This window comes from Anaerospora sp. (assembly GCF_032013335.1).
Classification (GTDB): Bacteria; Bacillota; Negativicutes; order Sporomusales; family DSM-15969; genus Anaerospora.
The window spans coordinates 43,009-60,229 of the sequence record NZ_DALZUO010000020.1 but is presented as its reverse complement, the minus strand read 5'-3'; the positions used below and the strand labels follow the sequence as shown (position 1 = coordinate 60,229).

The window sequence follows — 17,221 nt, the reverse complement described above, 5'->3', positions numbered from 1 at the left end:
GGCTAAACCGCTGGGTGTCCTTTTTTTGCTTTATTATTCTATATAAGCTTCTTTAAAATAAAGCGTACCCAGCACAGACCGGGAATAGCCTTTGACTTTCGGATTCACTGCCGCCGGTTTGGTATAGAAATAAAGGGGAAGCAGCACAGCATCATCAAACAGGAGCTTTTCAGCATCGTGCAAAGCTTTTTGGCGGACAGACAAGTCTGGAGTAGATTTTGCCAGATCAACCAATTTATCATAAGCGGGGTTTTTGTACTGGGCCTCATTATTGCCGCTATTAGACATGAAAATATCGATAAAGGTCATGGGATCAGCGTAATCGCCAAGCCAGCCATTACGGGCAAGTTGGTAGAAGCCTTTATGGCGGTTTTCAATAAATACTTTCCACTCCTGATTTGCTATTTCAACAGTTACACCTAGGTTTTTCTTCCACATTTCCTGAAGCGCTTCAGCAATGGCTTTATGCATTTCATTGGTATTATAGATTAGTGTTATTTGCGGCAGTCCTTGCCCGCTGGGATAACCTGCTTCTGCCAGCAGCTGTTTTGCCGTTTCGATATTATTGTCCCGTAAATAGTTACCGCCGTTTTGACGGAAATCAGTACCGTCAAGATCAGGTACACCAAAGGGAACCCAGCTTAAAGCGGCTTTTTGCTCACCTTTCGTGATATTCTGGATAATTGCTTCCCGGTTAACTGCCAAACTGAAAGCCTTGCGGACTTTACTATTGTCAAAGGGGGGAGCGGTGACATTGAAGGAATAAAAGTAAGTCCCGAGGTAGGGGGTAATTACCAGTTTGTTTTCTTTTTTTAACCGGCTAAACTCGGTTGAAGGTGGATTATCTCCCATATCAAGCTGGCCGTTATCAAACATAGCTAATTCTGTTGTACTGCTGTCTGTTAAAAAGAATTCAAGTTTGCTCAATTTGACTTTATCAGCATCCCAATAGTGTGCGTTTTTAACAAATTCGATTTTACTATTGTGAATCCAGGTTGTTATTGCAAATGGACCATTGCCGATGATCGTTTTTGCATCTGCAGCCCATTTGGGATTTGCTTCAACTGTCTTTTTATGCACTGGATAATAGGTGTGAAAGGCCAGCAGCGTAAGGAAGTATGCTGTAGGATCTTCAAGAGTGACTTCCAGCGTCCGGTCATCAAGCGCTTTCAATCCCAGATCTGTTGCTTTGGCTTGCCCTTTATTGAAAGCCTCTCCATTTTTGATATAATACAGCTGATATGCGTATTCACTAGCTAAGTCAGAACTTAGTGCAGTAGTCCAGGAATAAATAAAATCATGAGCAGTCACGGACTCGCCATTGGACCATTTTGCATTAGCACGCAGGTGGAAGGTATAGGTTAAGCCGTCAGCAGATACATCCCAGCTTTGGGCTACTGCCGGTACTACGTTTTCTTTCTGATCTAAGGCAGTTAATCCTTCAAACAGCTGGGCCTGGATTGTACTGTCCGGGGTTCCAGTTGATTTGCGTGGGTCGAGAGTTCGCGGTTCTGCGCCAGCTCCATAACGCAAGATTTTTTCTGATTTACCAGTATTAGAGGCAGTTCCGCACCCGGCTAACAAGGACGTTGTAAGCAGTGCCACTAAGGCAAAGACACAGTATTTTTTCCAAGGCATAGAAGTATCAGTCCTTTCTTGTCCTCATTTGCCAACAAGCATTTTAATGTAATTATTGTAACATTTTTCTTACGCATTTAAATAAGAATTTCCTGAGTAGACAACAAAAATCTTCCGCTATCCAGCGGAAGATTTTTGTGATTGTTTCAGCGGAACCGTCCCCATGACAGTATTTGTGGGTTACTGAAAGACCGTCGCACTTATTACCCGGTTGCGCCCCTCTTGCTTTGCCTGATACAAAGCTTTATCCGCCACTGAAATTAGTTTTTCCATATCCGGCTGCTCTTGAAGCAGAGAAGGATCATAGGTAGCAATCCCGAGGCTGGCGGTTATGCGGGCCGTGTAAGTGGTCATATTATCAGGGAATTGAGTAGTTTCAACTGTATGGCGCAGCTTTTCTGCAATGTTTACTGCTTCTGAATTACTGCATTCAGGCAGTATTATGCTGAATTCTTCGCCGCCATAGCGTGCCGGAAAATCAATGCTGCGTACGCCGTGGCGAAGGATTTCGCCAATTTGTGCCAATAATTTGTCACCAGTTAAATGACCATAAGTGTCGTTATAGCTTTTAAATTTATCAAGATCAAGCATAATGAGACTGAGCGGGCGCTGCAGAGAGGATGCCCTGCGCAGTTCGGTTCGTAAGAACATATCAAAGTTACGGCGATTGGCCAAGCCCGTCAGCCCATCAGAAAGTGCCATCGCTTTGATTTGATTATAGAGCTGTGCTTTTTCCAGTCCCAGCGCAATTTGCTGGGCCATAAGAGCAGGAAAGCCAGGCCTTTCTAGGTGTTCCGGAGCAACATAGCGCTGCCATCCGGCGACAATTAATCCCAGCAGTCGTTGATCTACGGAAAGGGGCAAAATAATCAGCTGCTTAATGATACCATCCTCGCAATGGTCATTTAGAAAAGGGAATACGTCTGCTGAGACTGCTGCCGGCTTTTGAGTATCCAAGATTGCTGCAAGTTCAGGATACTCACTCAATTCAATGTTGTTTTGCCCGCAAGTTAGACCAAGAGCAGATCTTACCGTAAATAACCCTCTTTGACTATTGGTTAAGAGTCCGATTCCCACATCGGCATTAAGAGCTTGAATCACGTGTTTGGTACAGGTATCAATAATCGTATCTGTATCAATTGTTGAGGCGGCCGAATGGGCGATTTGATAAAGGAACTTTTCTTCATCAAGACGTATTTTCGTTTCTTCATACTGCATAGCACTAGTAATTGCTGCACCGGCATGATGACCTAACGCTTTTAAAAGCAGAGCATCGGCATCGCCAAAGGCACCTTTTTCACTGGAGTATGCTTCAATGACGCCGATTAACTCCTGATCATTGACCAGCGGGGCACAAATAATTGAGCGTATGTTGGAAAAGATTAACTGAGGCCGGAATAATTCGGGGTGCACGGATAAATCACTAATATACAATGCCGCTTTTTGCTCAAGCACTTGACCGGCAAGACTAGTAGCAAGCGGAATAACCGCCGGAGGTGTATTTATGCCATAGCTGGCCGATACCTGTAAGCTGGAGAGGTCTTTATGCAAGAGTGCAATCGCACTTTGGCGGGCACCCATTAGGTCAGCTACCATATCAGCAATTGAATCCAGGGTATCCTTTAGATTTAATTGCGATGAGATCATAGCGCCAATTTTAGCTAAGGTATCCTCAATTAAATTACGCTGTTGTTCTGATTCCTGATAAAGTTTTGCATTATTGGCAGCTAGCGCTTCCAACTCCTCTTTATACTGGAGCATTTCTTCATATGGCTTGCGGATTACCATAAACTGGCAAACGAACAGCAGATAGAAATTAGCAACTATTTTTGATAAATGGCCAGACATATTCAGCGTCTGTGTAAGGTGATTGGTGAAAGCAAAACTAAAGTCAGCCAATATACCAAATAGAAGTGCCACTTGCAGCAGCTGGTCAGCGGTTTGACCAGTAGCATTACGGCGAATCATTAATAAAGCAAAAAAGTCGGCGATTGTTGCTAAATAACGGGTATAATACACAATGGGATGATGACTGCTTAGCCATACATTATAATTAAGTGTAATGTTGGCGATTAAACCGGCTATCAAAAAGAAGGTAGAATACAGCAGCGTTTTTGCCGGCAATGTTGTAGGCCCGTTAGTTGGCAAGCAAACAGCATAAAGCAAGCCAAAGGACCAAAGCATGCTGGCGAAAAGCGAAGAAAGTCCCCAAATAGCAGTTGTGTCGGTTTGCCCTAATATGGGAATACCGGGATAAGCCAATAAATGGGCTAAATTGAGGATGCTTGTGCTCGCCATTACCAGGCTGATCATCGTAATTCGCGGCCCTGTTTCCTGGTTGCTGCCATACCAAACAATGAAAAAAATAATAAAGCCCGGCAGCGTGCTTATTAATTCTAAAGCACTACGCAGGACATTTATGACCGGCTGAGGGAACCAGAGCGAGCCTAGGCCACTAAATACCCAGAGTGCAAGTGTAAAAACAAATGATGCGCCTAATGCATGCTTGATATTCAACACGGCCACCATCCTTGTAAAGTTTCTATGTCATATTATATGCAATGAGGCTGGCAGCCGTTCGTATTATAAAAGGAGGGATCCGGTGTGGAAGTGGTATGCCCGATTTGCAACGGCTTGCAGAGCATTCTTATTTCCTGCCCCAGTTGCACTGGGCGCATGGAAGATGGAGGCATTCTGGAAGATTATTATGGACCCTATAGTCCGTATATGGACTGGCCCGCCCTGCAACAAACAAGTTCTGAGGGACAATGTGTACATTTGCTGTATTGCCCGGCATGCCATTATGATACAAGAGTTGCATGGGAATTAATTCTTGTTTAAAAAAGCATACTTCTCTAAGAGTTGCACAAACTAAAAAAAACAGAGAGGTGATTTTTTTGGCTACTAATCCTATGGTTAAGTGTACTGTAGACCAATGTACCCATTACATGCCTGGTGATCAGTGTATGGCCGCCAAAATTAGTGTATATAATAACGAAGAAAGCGGATCAGCCAAGGCCTCAAGTGATACGCAGTGTAAGGCCTTCCATCATCGTAAAACGATGGGGGATATGGTTGGAGCATTTCATAATGCAAATGTTGCCGGTGCGGTAACAGGCGCGTTTATGGATGGCAAGCAAATTACTCCGAATGTAGAATGCTTTGTAAGTGGCTGTAAACACTGGGATTCAGGTAACAACTGCAGTGCCCAGTCGATTGAAGTGATTGGAACTAATGCTGCAAAAACGGATGATACTGACTGTCAGACCTTTGTTTCTAAATAAATAAAAAATGCCACAAGCCTTATAAGCTTGCGGCATTTTTTATTTATTTGTTTGAATTGATGGGGGTGCTGGATAACAGCCTTTCGTATCTGGAATCAAATAAGTAATGAATGCTGCCAGTGCAAGCGCCGGCAGCGACCACAGCAAAGCTGCCTGTAAGCCAATATAATCAGCAAGGGCACCAGTTACGGCAGCGCCCAGGCCACCTAGACCAAAAGATAAGCCTAGCATCATACCTGAAGCCATAGCGGCGTTAGCCGGTAACATCTCTTGTGCCCAAATAATAGAGGACGGCAGAGTCCCCTGCAGCGCTGCACCGCTTAGTCCAAGCAGGATATACGTTGTTGGTGTGATCTCGTGAGCAGTCAGGAAAAAATAAAGTGCGGGGATGCATAGCATAAGAGAGAGTATGATACAGCTCTTTCGACCAAAGCGGTCGCCTACATAACCGCCGCCAATGCTGCCCAGCGCTCCTCCCAGCAAAAAGACGGTAAGCATACCGCCGGCAAGTGACGTTGCGTGGCCTTGCTGAGCCAGCCATAATACAAGAAAGTTAGGTAGAGCAGCCTGCGGCCAGGAGCGCAGGCCCATAACAATATTGAGCTTTAATAAATTACCTGAACGATACCAGGGAATTGCATGACCGGAAAGCTGTGCTTGCTCGGTTGAAGTTCGGCTGATGGGGATTTGATGGACTTTTCCCAAATAGCAGGCAAAGCCTAATGCTATACCGGGAATTGACAGCCAAAGCAGCTGATCGGTACCAAAGCGGTATAGATAATATAAGACAAAAGCCGGTGCGATTGCTACACCAAGGTTACCGCCACCGATAAACAGAGCCATTGATATCCCTTTATTGCAGCCAGTGGTAGCTTTATTCAACATTGCAGACCCTAAAGGATGAAAAAGTGAAGAAGCAAGACCGGCAAGCGTGATGCAGGTAAACAACTGCCAATAGTTTGTTACCATTCCTGCAAGACAAATGAATAAAGCACTGGCAGGAATGGTGCAAAGAATTAACCAGGTCCAGCCATGCTTATCCATGTAGTAGCCTAATAGAGGCTGCAAAATACTGGAGGTAAGGGAGTAGACCATAATGAGCGAACCTGTAGCGGTTAAAGAAAGCCCCAGATTTGCTGATGCAGCTGGTAAAAGAGCAGGCAAAAACGTATTATAAAAATCACTGAAAAAATGTCCGATACTTAATAAGGCAATTAGCAGCCAACTAGATGTGCCGGCTTTACTCATGGTAGGACTCCTCTCGCTTAGACAGGGCACAATACATAGGATATATTAATGCTTGTGATGGCAGCCGCAGCCGCAATTGTGTTTGTGCTCCGGCTGAGCCTGTTCTAACTGCTGCCGGACCTGGCTTTTTATATTATCAATATAAATACGTCGCAACTGGTTTTGTTCGGCCTTTTCTTCGTCTGATAAGCCTGTTTCGCGCTGTTTGCGCGCTAATTCATTAATGCGGGCAACTGTTTGTGGTATCATTATAGTATCACACTCCTGTAAATGACTGTAAGTATACTAGCAGATTATTGACAAACATGCAAGAGATGCTAGACTAGAAGAGGTTTTGGAAATATCATCATAATCAAGCAGCTGTATATTCAAACTGAACAAAACGATACTAGTAATAGCGGTCTTCATGAGAATACGTCACCTTTATTTGTTTTATTTTTCAATTATTATTCACAGCAGTCCTGCTGAAATAATAATAATTTTACTTAATTTTGTGAGGTGAATAGCGATGTACGACTTAATTATAATTGGCGGTGGTCCGGCAGGTATGACAGCAGCCGTATACGCCGCAAGGAAGAAAATGGACACTTTGCTCATCACTACTGATTTTGGCGGTCAGCCAATGTGGACAATGGAAATTGAAAATTACATGGGCTATCAATTTATTACCGGACCGGAGCTGATGGGAAAGTTTGAAGAGCAGGTACGGCGCTTTTCTGTAAAAATTGAGTATCAGGAAGCTACTGGACTTACGGTTAATGCTGACGGAACATTTACTGTCTCTACAGCAGAAGAAGAGCATCAGGCGAAGACAGTCATTCTGGCATCCGGCAAGCGCCCAAGGCGTTTGAACGTACCGGGTGAGCTGGAATTTACCGGTCGGGGCGTCAGTTACTGCGCTACCTGTGACGGACCTTTGTTCGCTAATAAAAAAGTGGCTGTTGTTGGTGGCGGAAATTCAGCTGTACAGGCGGCTATTGAAGTCAGCTCAGTGGGGGAAAAAGTATATCTTATCTCCCGGAGAGAATATATTGCTGATCCTATTATTATTGATAAGATGAAGGAAGCAACCAATATTGTTGAATTAACAGGGTATATAACCAAAAAAATTGAGGGCAGTCAGGTCGTCGGGAAAATCGTTGTGCAAAATTGTGACTCCAATGAAGAGCAAGAACTGGAAGTAGAAGGCGTATTTGTTGAAATTGGTTTAATACCAAACTCAGAATTTGCGCAAAACGTAGTAGAGCTTAATCAGAACAACGAAGTTGTGACAGATTGTAGGACCCAAACTAATATTCCCGGCCTTTTTGCAGCTGGCGATATTAGCAATGGTCCCGATAAGCAAATTGTAATTGCAGCGGGAGACGGTGCAAAAGCTGCTCTGATTGCTTACGATTACCTGCTTCATAAACGTTAAAAAGGTCCCTGCGCATCATGGTGTGCAGGGGCTTTTTCTTTACTTTTTTTGCAGGGTGATTTACAATGAAAGGGATTATCCGATAATCTGATTATTAAGTTTTCCGAGCCATTTGTGTCTAAGAACACACGTTTATGAACAAATGGCCGATTCGGGTATGGAAGGAAACGACCATGCCTGGGCGTGTTAGGAAAGGAAAACAAAGAAGGCACCAGATGCCTGACTGTTTTCTCACGCGGAAAACAGTTTTTTTGTTTTATAATAGTAGAAGAAAGGCAGCGATAATGTGGCAATTAGACAAGTGCGAGTAGAAGATGCTGTTGGAATGGTATTGGGCCATGACATGTCTAAAATTGTGCCTGGTGAATATCGGGGGCCGGCTTTTAAAAAAGGGCACATTATACGACAAGAGGATATTTGTCATTTGAAAAATATTGGCAAAGAGCATATTTACTTAATTGAGCTTACAGAGGGACAAGTTCATGAGAATGATGCGATTTCCCGTATGGCCAAGGGAATTGCCGGTGAGAATGTAACCTGTACCGAGCCTGCCGAGGGCAAGATCAATGTAAAGGCCAGTCAGGCAGGTTTGCTAAAAATAAACAGAGAGGCTGCATTTGCTGTTAATATGGTAGAGCATGCTGTTTTATCGACGTTGCACGGTAATCAAATTGTAGAGTCTGATACTTTAGTAGCAGGCATAAAAGTAGTGCCACTTGTTGTCGATGAAAGTATGGTGGCAGAAGTGGAAAAAATTTGCGCTCAATATGGTCCGATTGTGTCGGTAAAGCCGCTCAATAAGCTCAAAATTGGCGTGATTATCACTGGCAATGAAGTTTATTATGGCCGTATTCAGGACAAGTTTGCACCTGTCTTTGAAAAAAAGGCAGCTCATTTTGGCGGCGAACTAGTAGGAATGATGTACTTGCCTGATGACAAAGAAAAAATTACTGCTGCCATTTTAGCTTATAAAGAACAAGGTGCCGAAATTATTATTGCATCCGGCGGTATGTCAGTTGATCCTGATGACGTAACTCCTGACGCTATACGTGCTACTGGTGCGCAAGTGATTAGTTATGGAACGCCTGTTTTGCCAGGAGCTATGTTTATGCTTGCCTATTTGGATGAAGTGGCGGTTATGGGAATGCCAGCTTGCGGCATGTATGCCAAGACCACTGTCTTAGATCTTCTTTTTCCGCGGATATTAGCGGGAGAACGCATCACAAAAAGTGATATTGCAAATATGGGGTATGGTGGTTTGTGTAAGGTTTGCCCGACTTGTACATTTCCTCATTGTCCTTTTGGTAAATAAAGATTAATAAAGGAGGTCGGGCGCTGTGCGAATTACCAAAGCTGTAAAACAACAAATGCTGCTACTATTGGAAGAACGTTATCGAGGGATGGAAACAGCCCTGCACTATAGATCTCCTTTTGAACTGTTAATTGCTGTCATTTTGTCTGCTCAATGTACGGATGAGCGCGTAAACATCATTACAGCCCGCCTGTTTGCCCACTATAACAGTCCCGATAAAATACTGGAACTCGGACAGGCGGGATTAGAAGAGCAAATTCGTGATTGCGGCCTTTTTCGTGGTAAGGCCCGTAATATTATCGCTACTTGTGATATTTTATGCCGCAAATACGGGGGAGAAGTACCTGCTGAATTCGAGGCGCTTACTGAGTTGCCCGGTGTTGGTAGAAAGACGGCCAATGTTGTTCTCAGTCAACTATTTAATATCCCTGCCATTGCTGTTGATACGCATGTCTTCCGTGTCTCTAACCGCTTAGGTCTGGCAAAAGGAGAAACACCGTTAGCTGTTGAGCAGGGATTAATGAAAGCCATACCACGGGAACAATGGAGTGCCGCTCATCATTGGTTGATTTGGCATGGTCGTAAAGTTTGTAAAGCCCGCAAGCCGGAATGCGACAAGTGTGATTTGCCTGCATTGTGCTTAGCATTCAATACGCAGAAAACCGCGCCTTAAGGGGGCGGTTACTTATTTGACAGAGGAAGAGCTGTTGTTGAAGTAAAATAGCTGAAAAAAAGTTCTTGGATAAATATGAAATTAAAAGTATAATTATACAAAGTGGAGGGGGAATCAAAGTGATATACCGGAAAGCAACTTTTGCTGATGTAGAAGCTATTCAAAAAATTGTGAACGCCTATGCTGAACAGGGATTAATGTTAGCTCGGGCTCGCAATATATTATATGAGTCACTGCGGGACTTCATTATTGCCGAAGAAGATGGGGAGATCCTTGGAGTCGGCGCTTTGCACATGGTTTGGGATGAACTGGCGGAGATCCGGGCGCTGGCCGTAGCTCCTAATGTCACGAAAAGCGGTGTCGGTAGAAATATCGTCTTAGGCTTGATTGAAGAAGCAAAGCAGCTAGGAGTTAAGACTGTTTTTGCGCTAACGTATCAGCCGGGCTTTTTTGCTAAATTAGGATTCAGTGAACAGCCAAAAGAAAGACTTTCCCATAAAGTATGGAAAGAATGTATCAACTGTGCCAAGTTCCCTAATTGTGATGAAATTGCTATGGTAAAAGAATTATAAAAAAAGACGTCTGCCGTGGATTCGATCCAGGGCAGACGTCTTTTTACTATAGCAGAAATGATAATTTTTCGAGGCCGGGAAGTGAGGGAAGATAAGTACTTCTTATAAAGTTAATTGCTGACCAGGCGCGACAATATGAACAGGGATGGCAAGCCGCTCTTCAACTGCCCGTTTGAAATCTTCCGGCGATTGGGCAATGACTGGCCAGGTATTATAATGCATAGGAATAACTGCTTTCGGTTTAAGCAGGTCAACGGCCTCAACCGCATCACTTGGGCCCATAGTATAATTATCACCAATTGGCAGCAAAGCATAATCAATGTTTTCTAAGCGTCCGAGTAAAGCCATATCACCAAATAGACTAGTGTCACCGGCAAAGTAAATCGTAGTGCCGTAGAAATTAACGATGAAGCCACAAGCATGACCTCCGGGGATACCGGCCCCGTGAAACGCAGGAGTAATGCGTACATAGCCAAATTCAAAGGTATGTTTACCACCTATGTGCATAGCGTGGGCAGTGCCGTTTTCCTGGCTGATTAAATGGGCGACTTCTGCGGTAGCAATTACGGTTGCACCGGTTCGCTGCGCAATGGATACTGCATCGCCAAGGTGGTCGGCATGTCCGTGGGAAACTAAGATATAGTTACAGGAGATGTCACCGGCCTGAGCAATTTGAAAAGGGTTATCAGTTAAAAAGGGATCAAAGATTAGTGATACATCATTGTGGCTTAACTGAAAACAGGCATGTCCTAAAAATGTAAGCTTAATCATAGCAACGCTCCTTTACCTTATATCCATTCTTTGGTAGTCTATTCGATTTTTGCAAATAAAAACCTCTTTATGGCAAATTGCCTCAGTAAAACAATTTTGCAATATACTTATTGGTTGCCATGGAGCACAAGAAACAAATAAGCCTTTTTAGCAGGTCTGTGAAATAGTGATGTAGAACAAAGCTAGTAGAGAGACTACCCTTAAGGGCGTGATTATATGATTCCTGTTATATCCTTTGTTGGACGTTCGAACTGCGGTAAGACAACTTATCTGGAAAAAGTTATCCGTGAATTAAAGATCCGGGGCTACAGGGTGGCCACGATTAAGCATGATGTTCATGGCTTTGAAATGGATCAACCCGGTAAGGACACCTGGCGTCATGCTCAGGCTGGTGCTGATGTGGTTTGTATTTCCTCACCCGATAAAATGGCCATGATTAAAAGGGTAGATAAGGAACTGGCATTGGATGAAGTGATCGCCTATATCAAGGATGTTGATATTATCTTTACAGAAGGATATAAGCGAGAGAGGAAACGCAAAATTGAGATTTACCGGCAGGCTGTCTGCGACAGTCCGCTTTGCCCAAAAGAGGATTTACTGGCGATTGCTACCGATACACATTTGTATGATGATATTCCTCAGTTTCCGCTGGATGACGCCAGGGAATTGGCTATGTTTCTGGAAGCTACCATTTTAAAACCGGAACAATAGCTGGATATTTTATGTTAAAGGGTGATGGAGTTGCACGACACATACAACCGGTCCATAGATTATTTACGTGTTTCCGTTACTGATCGCTGTAATTTTCGCTGTGTCTATTGTATGCCGCCAGAAGGACTGGAATTGTTGAAACATTCCGATATATTGACCTATGAAGAACTGGTGCGTATTATCGCAGTACTGACGCGGGAGGGAATAAGAAAAGTTCGTATTACAGGTGGCGAACCACTAGTGCGCAAGGGGATTGTTGATTTTGTCCGGGCTGTTAAGTCATTAGGCTCAATTGACGATTTATCCTTGACGACTAACGGCAGTTTACTAGCGCCTCTAGCTGAACATCTCAAGGCAGCGGGGTTAGACCGGGTTAATATTAGTCTGGACACAATTAACCCTGAAAGGTTTCACTTTATAACCGGTAATTGTGGTCAATTGTCAGATACGCTTAAAGGAATTGAAAGTGCCTTACAGGCAGGCTTGACCCCTGTAAAGCTCAATGTAGTACTAAGTGAGGCTGTAACAGAAGCGGATATCGCTTATTTTAGTGAGTTAGTCATAGCGCAGCCGGTAGCGATACGTTTTATTGAGTATATGCCCATCGGCCATGGTGGTGTCGGTCCCGGAATGTCAGTACAGACTGTAAAAGAGCTGCTGGAAAAATACACCGCTAACATACTTGATCCTGTGGCTTCTAACGGGAAAGGAAATGGTCCGGCAAAATATTATCGCGTTGCAAAGGCCAAAGGCTGTTTTGGTTTTATTACGCCTATATCCGAGCATTTTTGCGGTAGCTGCAACCGTATTCGCCTGACTGCAGACGGGAAATTCCGGCCTTGCCTGCTGTCAAATCAAGAACTGGATATTAAGACTCCATTAAGGAACGGAGCCACAGATACAGAATTAGTAAGGCTTTTTTCACAAGTGATTGGACAGAAACCCGGTGAGCATAAATTAACGGGTGATGATCATGGTTTTAAACGCAAGATGTCTCAAATCGGTGGTTAAAGGCAGTACGGGTAATTTCTTAGCCGGATTTTCTCCAGGTTTTTACAGGAAGGAATTGTTTACCTGTTAGAGAATATAGCTAAAAAGTGTGAAAGGACGACGGTATGGAACTAACACATTTTAATCAGTCTGGTAAAGCTCATATGGTAGATGTAACGATTAAGCAGGATACTCACCGTCAGGCAATCGCTGAAGGGCGAATTGTCATGAAACCAGATACGCTCGAACTCATTAAACAAGGGGAAATGGGCAAAGGCGATGTTTTGGGAGTAGCCCAGATTGCCGGAATTATGGGGGCAAAAAAAACAGGGGATTTAATTCCAATGTGTCATCCTTTGTTGTTGTCAAGTGTTAATCTAGAGCTAACTATATGTGAAGATAAGAGCTGTGTCGATATACGTGCTACCGTTAAAACGACAGGGAAAACAGGCGTGGAAATGGAAGCTCTTACGGCTGTATCAGTTGCGGCCTTAACAATTTATGATATGTGTAAAGCAGTTGATAAGGCAATGGTAATCGAATATATAAGCCTCGTTGCCAAATCAGGAGGAAAAAGCGGAAATTATAAAAGAGAGGAAGTTGGTCCATGAAAGGGACAATTGTTGCCGTCTGTACCAGTGCTAATAAAGGCGAACGCAAAAAAAATATTGGTTCTGCCAAATTGCTTGTTGGCTTGGGCTTAGAGGGCGATGCGCATGCCGGCTTTCAGCATCGCCAAGTCAGCTTGCTTGCCTTAGAAAGTATTGAAAAAATGCGGGCAAAGGGATTAAACGTTAATCCAGGCGATTTTGCTGAAAATGTCACAACGAAAGGCATCGATCTGTGTTCGCTGCCAATAGGTACGAGGCTGAAGGCAGGAGAGACCTTGCTGGAGGTAAGCCAAATCGGTAAAGAATGTCATACTCGCTGTGCAATTTATTATCAGGCTGGCGACTGCGTTATGCCGAAGGAAGGTATTTTTACTATTGTAGTAGAAGGCGGAAACCTGTCAGTTGGCGACTATATTGAGGTGATTGAACGTGTTTAATATCGGAATTATTACTGCCAGCGACAAAGGTGCAAAAGGAGAACGCGAGGATATCAGCGGAAAAACGATTGCGGCCATGCTCTCTGGTCTAGGAGACATCAAGCATTATGTTATTGTACCTGATGAACTGGAAGCACTTAGCCGGGAAATGGTAGAAATGGCCGACAATTTGGAAGTAGATCTAATCCTGACTACAGGCGGGACCGGACTTGGTCCACGCGATGTTACTCCTGAGGCAACGCTGGCGGTTGTAGACCGGCAAGTACCGGGAATTGCGGAAGCTATGCGGGCTAAATCTATGGAAAAAACAAATCGGGCGATGCTCTCAAGAGCAGTGGCAGGAACAAGGGGACGTACCTTAATTATTAATCTCCCCGGCAGTCCCAAAGGGGTTCAGGAATGTTTAGAAGTAGTTTTACCGGCATTGGAGCACGGCTTGGCTATATTAAAAGGTGAAGCCTCCGAATGTGCCCGCTCATAAAAAAAGGCCCTTCTGGGCCTGCAGATTTCAGGGCGTGTTTTCAAACTATCAAAACGTCCACTGACGGTGCTTTTTGCACCATACTTCGTTAATTTTTTTTGAAATAAGGCCCATTATTCCTGCAAAAAATTGCCTTGTCTGGCACAAAAATCACTCGCCGTTGACCCTTCCGCTAGTTTGAAGACACGCCCTAGGCCTCAAAGAGGCCTGATTTTTTTTAACGTGTCACTCGTGACCAGTGGGCATTGATAAGTTGGGCCATTAGTTTCTTGCCTTCAATATCGGGATGAAGGCCGTCAATTGCATAGTAGTCAGGCAGTTCACCATCGCTATTGGTAAAATAGGGATTTAAATCAATAAAATAGCGCTGCTGACGGATAAAGTGATTGACTGTGGCAAATTCTTCCTGCCAGTTTGGCATCGTTTCTTCCTGAAAGACCCGATCAATAGCGGAAGGATTTATCGGGGGAAGTGTCATAAGTATAGGGCGAATGCCATTGGCCAGACATTTATCTCTGATAACGGTTAGATCGTGGATGACGTCAGCTGCAGGAGTACCGCCTCGCAGACTGTTAGTGCCGCCCATAATCAGCAAGAAACGGGGTTTGTACGGCAAAACATCATGGTCAAAGCGAGCGGCCATCGTTTCGGAAGTGTCGCCGCTTTTTCCCAGATTGACAACGGGAAAGTTTAAATATGTTTGGAAGCTGTACTCCCAGTCAGCAGGTGAATAGGATACAGCACCTCCACCGTGTGTGATACTGTCACCAAACGTTGCTGCATAGTGACCTTTTGATACATCTACTGTAAAGGGTACTGCATCAGAATAGACGCCAACAGGGTTGCCCTGCTTGTCCAGACCCAGGACGCGCCAGTAATATATGCCAGGGTTATTCCGCGGAAGGTCATCGTAGCAGTCAAAGCCTACAACCTGCTTGCTCCAAATCCGGTACGCAGATGGTTCAACTCCATTCGGGTTTTCCGGAGGCTGGCTAAGCAGCTCCACCTCGTAATCCACTGCGCCACTAATGGGAATCCACGAATATACGGGATAGAGCAGCTGGGCGGTGCCTTTTTCATTTAATGATGCTGTGATTACTGGTTTTAATACCTGCTCTAAAGCCGGATTAATGCTGATTTGAGAGGCATCAGAAAAAACTCCGATGGGATTTCCGTGATAGTCAAGCGCCCGGACGCGCCATAGCAAATTATCTGCCTGCAAAGTAGAAAAGTCTGCATTGTAGCCATTCGTGAAAACTTCGCGTGAAGAGAAAACTCGTTGCTGGGAAGGTAAAATATCATTGGGATTCTCCGGGGGGCGGGATAACATTTCAATCTCATAATATACTGCTCCTGCAACGGAGGTCCAGGTCAACATTGGTCGTGCCGGTGCGGGACTGTAAGGTGGATAATGAGAAGTTGCCTGTGGTTTAATATGAAGGAAATCCTCTGCCGTACTACCGGTTACTTCCGTAAGGCTAAGACTTTCCGAATAACGGCCAAGTGGATGGGCAAACAATCCCTGCGCTGACACACGCCAATAAGTTCGGTAGGGAAAACTCTGATTAACCGTCCATTGATTTGACCAGGTTCGATATTTGGTTATCCGCTGGGAGGGAGAGGCTGCTTTTGTATCATTTTCAGGAAAGCAGCTGAGTACTTCAATTTCATAGTAAGATAAATAGGATAAGCGGGGCCAGGTCAAAACATATTCATTTGCTACTTGCTTTGCTTCAAGGTGCGGCTTATATCCGGCAAAACCAAAATCAGTTGCTTCCAGGCCGTAAATAGCAGCCGCTGAAAGGATGAAAATCAAAGTGAAAATTTTTCGTTTCATGCAACACCTACCTGCAATTATCGGAAATCGTGAAATGTATACTAGAGAATTTATTGGTCTTTTGTTTTCCAATATGTTTTTTTGGATGAGTGTTAATTTCTTTTTGCCTGTTCTGCCAATATATTACCACAGCTTAGGTATGGATGACCATCAAGTCGGTCTGGCAATTGGTATTTTTTCTTTGGGAGCAATCGTATTTAGAATTATCGGTGGAAAAGCTGTCGACCGCTATGGCAGTACACCAATGATTACGGCTGGAATTATACTATCCATAGGAGCAATCGGCAGTTATTACTTTTCTACTTCGTTATTTGCAGCATCAGTGTCAAGATTGCTTCATGGCATTGGTATATCAGGTTATAGTGCGGCAGCGTTAACCATGGCAACGTTAATGCATGATGAAAAAAATACGGTTGAAGCAGTGGCGGTCTATACTCTCTTTACGATGATCGGGGTAGGTATTGCCGCCAGTTTGGCCGGATGGTTATATAATACGAGTGGATTTGGCTTAGTGGTTGCTGCAGGTGCGGCAGCTACGCTTTTCTCGCTGCTGTTTTTCCCAAAAGCACCGCGTCTGAAAATCAGGACTAGAAATAGTCAGTCGCTGCCATTGGGAGAGGTCATTACAGAGCCGGGTGTATATGTATCAACAATCAGCTTATTGGCAGTAAATCTTTGTTACGCCGCCATTATGACCTTCTTACCGCTTTTTATGGTTAGTAATGGAGTCACAGAATTTAGCCTGTTTTATATTGCATATTCCCTATCGGTAGTTGCTTCACGGTTGTGGGTAGGCAAACTCTGTATCCTGCTTTCGCCGGAACGCTTGGCATTTCATATTCTGCTCATTATGGGAGTATCCATGTTTATCACCAGTTTAGGTGGTTATTGGTGGGTGCTGATGGTAGCAGGGGCAAGTATTGGTATTGGCTATGGCCTAGCATTCCCTACACTGGCAACCATGATTACAACGGCAGTACAGCCTGCTAACCGTGGAACGGCATTTGGCTTTTTTTCCATGGCCGTTGACGGCGGAGTTGCGATAGGCGCAATTGGTTTGGGAGCCGTATCGGCAGAGCTTGGTTACCGTAGCGCATTTATTGCGGCAGGTGGATATACTGTACTATACAGTATCTTATATATTTATTGGCTCGTTCCAAAAATCAAGAGAAAAGAAGCGGACCAGGGAGCTTGTCAAAGATAAAAGGTCAGTGGGGACATGCGTTGCCCCACTGACCT

General features: G+C 44.3%; 18 protein-coding genes and 1 riboswitch. Of the genes, 12 read left to right on the top strand and 6 right to left on the bottom strand.

Annotated elements, in window-relative coordinates; translation table 11 throughout:
• Nucleotides 1-33: 33 nt before the first annotated feature.
• Nucleotides 34-1,638: a peptide ABC transporter substrate-binding protein gene (locus RTR76_RS15055; RefSeq protein ID WP_312522055.1), complete on the bottom strand. Its 1,605-nt coding sequence runs from the start codon at nt 1,636-1,638 to the stop codon at nt 34-36.
• A gap of 180 nt (nt 1,639-1,818) precedes the next feature.
• Entirely contained in the window at nt 1,819-4,158 is a 2,340-nt protein-coding gene (locus RTR76_RS15050) for a diguanylate cyclase (protein WP_312522054.1), read from the bottom strand.
• 84 nt (nt 4,159-4,242) lie between these two features.
• On the opposite strand from RTR76_RS15050, the gene RTR76_RS15045 reads away from it, so the two are divergent.
• Together RTR76_RS15045 and RTR76_RS15040 are read left to right on the top strand one after the other, a co-directional pair.
• Nucleotides 4,243-4,479 carry a hypothetical protein gene (locus RTR76_RS15045; protein WP_312522052.1) on the top strand — a complete coding sequence of 79 codons (237 nt, stop codon included), beginning with the start codon at nt 4,243-4,245 and terminating at the stop codon, nt 4,477-4,479.
• 56 nt (nt 4,480-4,535) lie between these two features.
• A complete protein-coding gene (locus RTR76_RS15040; RefSeq protein ID WP_312522050.1) occupies nt 4,536-4,922 on the top strand; it encodes a DUF1540 domain-containing protein in 387 nt (128 codons plus the stop codon).
• A 39-nt stretch (nt 4,923-4,961) separates the two neighbouring features.
• Here the strand turns inward: RTR76_RS15040 and RTR76_RS15035 are convergent, their stop codons facing one another.
• Together RTR76_RS15035 and RTR76_RS15030 are read right to left on the bottom strand one after the other, a co-directional pair.
• Entirely contained in the window at nt 4,962-6,170 is a 1,209-nt protein-coding gene (locus RTR76_RS15035; protein ID WP_312522049.1) for an MFS transporter, read from the bottom strand.
• 45 nt (nt 6,171-6,215) lie between these two features.
• The gene (locus tag RTR76_RS15030) at nt 6,216-6,419 is read right to left on the bottom strand and encodes a DUF896 domain-containing protein (RefSeq protein WP_312522046.1); all 204 of its coding nucleotides are present in this window, start codon (nt 6,417-6,419) and stop codon (nt 6,216-6,218) included.
• A 259-nt stretch (nt 6,420-6,678) separates the two neighbouring features.
• Here RTR76_RS15030 and RTR76_RS15025 point away from each other — a divergent pair, with 259 nt between their 5' ends.
• The 4 genes from RTR76_RS15025 (at nt 6,679) to RTR76_RS15010 (ending at nt 10,144) form a co-directional block, all read left to right on the top strand.
• Nucleotides 6,679-7,587, top strand: a complete 909-nt coding sequence (locus tag RTR76_RS15025; RefSeq protein WP_312522044.1) for an FAD-dependent oxidoreductase — start codon at nt 6,679-6,681, stop codon at nt 7,585-7,587.
• A gap of 89 nt (nt 7,588-7,676) precedes the next feature.
• Nucleotides 7,677-7,801: riboswitch (molybdenum cofactor riboswitch) on the top strand.
• 72 nt (nt 7,802-7,873) lie between these two features.
• Nucleotides 7,874-8,899 (top strand): molybdopterin-binding protein, encoded by a 1,026-nt coding sequence (locus RTR76_RS15020; RefSeq protein ID WP_312522042.1) that lies wholly within the window; start codon nt 7,874-7,876, stop codon nt 8,897-8,899.
• Nucleotides 8,900-8,924: 25 nt separating this feature from the next.
• Nucleotides 8,925-9,572, top strand: a complete 648-nt coding sequence (nth, locus tag RTR76_RS15015; protein WP_312522040.1) for an endonuclease III — start codon at nt 8,925-8,927, stop codon at nt 9,570-9,572.
• Between the two features lie 119 nt (nt 9,573-9,691).
• Nucleotides 9,692-10,144, top strand: coding sequence for an N-acetyltransferase (locus RTR76_RS15010; RefSeq protein ID WP_312522038.1), 453 nt, complete (start codon nt 9,692-9,694; stop codon nt 10,142-10,144).
• 102 nt (nt 10,145-10,246) lie between these two features.
• Here RTR76_RS15010 and RTR76_RS15005 read toward each other — a convergent pair whose 3' ends face one another.
• Nucleotides 10,247-10,915 (bottom strand): metal-dependent hydrolase, encoded by a 669-nt coding sequence (locus tag RTR76_RS15005; RefSeq protein ID WP_312522037.1) that lies wholly within the window; start codon nt 10,913-10,915, stop codon nt 10,247-10,249.
• Between the two features lie 216 nt (nt 10,916-11,131).
• Between RTR76_RS15005 and mobB the strand changes: the two genes are divergently transcribed.
• From mobB to RTR76_RS14980, 5 genes are all read left to right on the top strand, one after another.
• On the top strand, nt 11,132-11,626 hold the full coding sequence (gene mobB, locus RTR76_RS15000; protein WP_312522036.1) for a molybdopterin-guanine dinucleotide biosynthesis protein B: 495 nt from the start codon (nt 11,132-11,134) through the stop codon (nt 11,624-11,626).
• Between the two features lie 24 nt (nt 11,627-11,650).
• Nucleotides 11,651-12,637, top strand: coding sequence for a GTP 3',8-cyclase MoaA (gene moaA, locus RTR76_RS14995; RefSeq protein ID WP_312522034.1), 987 nt, complete (start codon nt 11,651-11,653; stop codon nt 12,635-12,637).
• 104 nt (nt 12,638-12,741) lie between these two features.
• The gene (gene moaC, locus RTR76_RS14990; protein WP_312522032.1) at nt 12,742-13,227 is read left to right on the top strand and encodes a cyclic pyranopterin monophosphate synthase MoaC; all 486 of its coding nucleotides are present in this window, start codon (nt 12,742-12,744) and stop codon (nt 13,225-13,227) included.
• Complete coding sequence (locus RTR76_RS14985; RefSeq protein ID WP_312522031.1) at nt 13,224-13,664, top strand: MOSC domain-containing protein; 441 nt, start codon at nt 13,224-13,226, stop codon at nt 13,662-13,664. Before moaC ends, RTR76_RS14985 begins: the two co-directional genes overlap by 4 nt.
• Complete coding sequence (locus RTR76_RS14980) at nt 13,657-14,145, top strand: MogA/MoaB family molybdenum cofactor biosynthesis protein (RefSeq protein WP_312522030.1); 489 nt, start codon at nt 13,657-13,659, stop codon at nt 14,143-14,145. Before RTR76_RS14985 ends, RTR76_RS14980 begins: the two co-directional genes overlap by 8 nt.
• A 217-nt stretch (nt 14,146-14,362) precedes the next feature.
• Here RTR76_RS14980 and RTR76_RS14975 read toward each other — a convergent pair whose 3' ends face one another.
• Complete coding sequence (locus tag RTR76_RS14975; RefSeq protein WP_312522027.1) at nt 14,363-15,982, bottom strand: GDSL-type esterase/lipase family protein; 1,620 nt, start codon at nt 15,980-15,982, stop codon at nt 14,363-14,365.
• Here RTR76_RS14975 and RTR76_RS14970 point away from each other — a divergent pair.
• Complete coding sequence (locus RTR76_RS14970) at nt 15,963-17,186, top strand: MFS transporter (RefSeq protein ID WP_312522026.1); 1,224 nt, start codon at nt 15,963-15,965, stop codon at nt 17,184-17,186. The genes RTR76_RS14975 and RTR76_RS14970 overlap by 20 nt on opposite strands.
• Nucleotides 17,187-17,221: the final 35 nt, after the last annotated feature.

Bases quoted from the DNA above. Each gene is read 5' to 3' on its own strand.
- RTR76_RS15035 (WP_312522049.1), bottom strand. From the start codon at position 6,170: ATGAGTAAAGCCGGCACATCTAGTTGGCTGCTAATTGCCTTATTAAGT.
- RTR76_RS15030 (WP_312522046.1), bottom strand. From the start codon at position 6,419: ATGATACCACAAACAGTTGCCCGCATTAATGAATTAGCGCGCAAACAG.
- mobB (WP_312522036.1), top strand. From the start codon at position 11,132: ATGATTCCTGTTATATCCTTTGTTGGACGTTCGAACTGCGGTAAGACA.
- RTR76_RS14975 (WP_312522027.1), bottom strand. From the start codon at position 15,982: ATGAAACGAAAAATTTTCACTTTGATTTTCATCCTTTCAGCGGCTGCT.
- moaC (WP_312522032.1), top strand. From the start codon at position 12,742: ATGGAACTAACACATTTTAATCAGTCTGGTAAAGCTCATATGGTAGAT.
- moaA (WP_312522034.1), top strand. From the start codon at position 11,651: ATGGAGTTGCACGACACATACAACCGGTCCATAGATTATTTACGTGTT.
- RTR76_RS15005 (WP_312522037.1), bottom strand. From the start codon at position 10,915: ATGATTAAGCTTACATTTTTAGGACATGCCTGTTTTCAGTTAAGCCAC.
- RTR76_RS15055 (WP_312522055.1), bottom strand. From the start codon at position 1,638: ATGCCTTGGAAAAAATACTGTGTCTTTGCCTTAGTGGCACTGCTTACA.
- RTR76_RS14985 (WP_312522031.1), top strand. From the start codon at position 13,224: ATGAAAGGGACAATTGTTGCCGTCTGTACCAGTGCTAATAAAGGCGAA.
- RTR76_RS15025 (WP_312522044.1), top strand. From the start codon at position 6,679: ATGTACGACTTAATTATAATTGGCGGTGGTCCGGCAGGTATGACAGCA.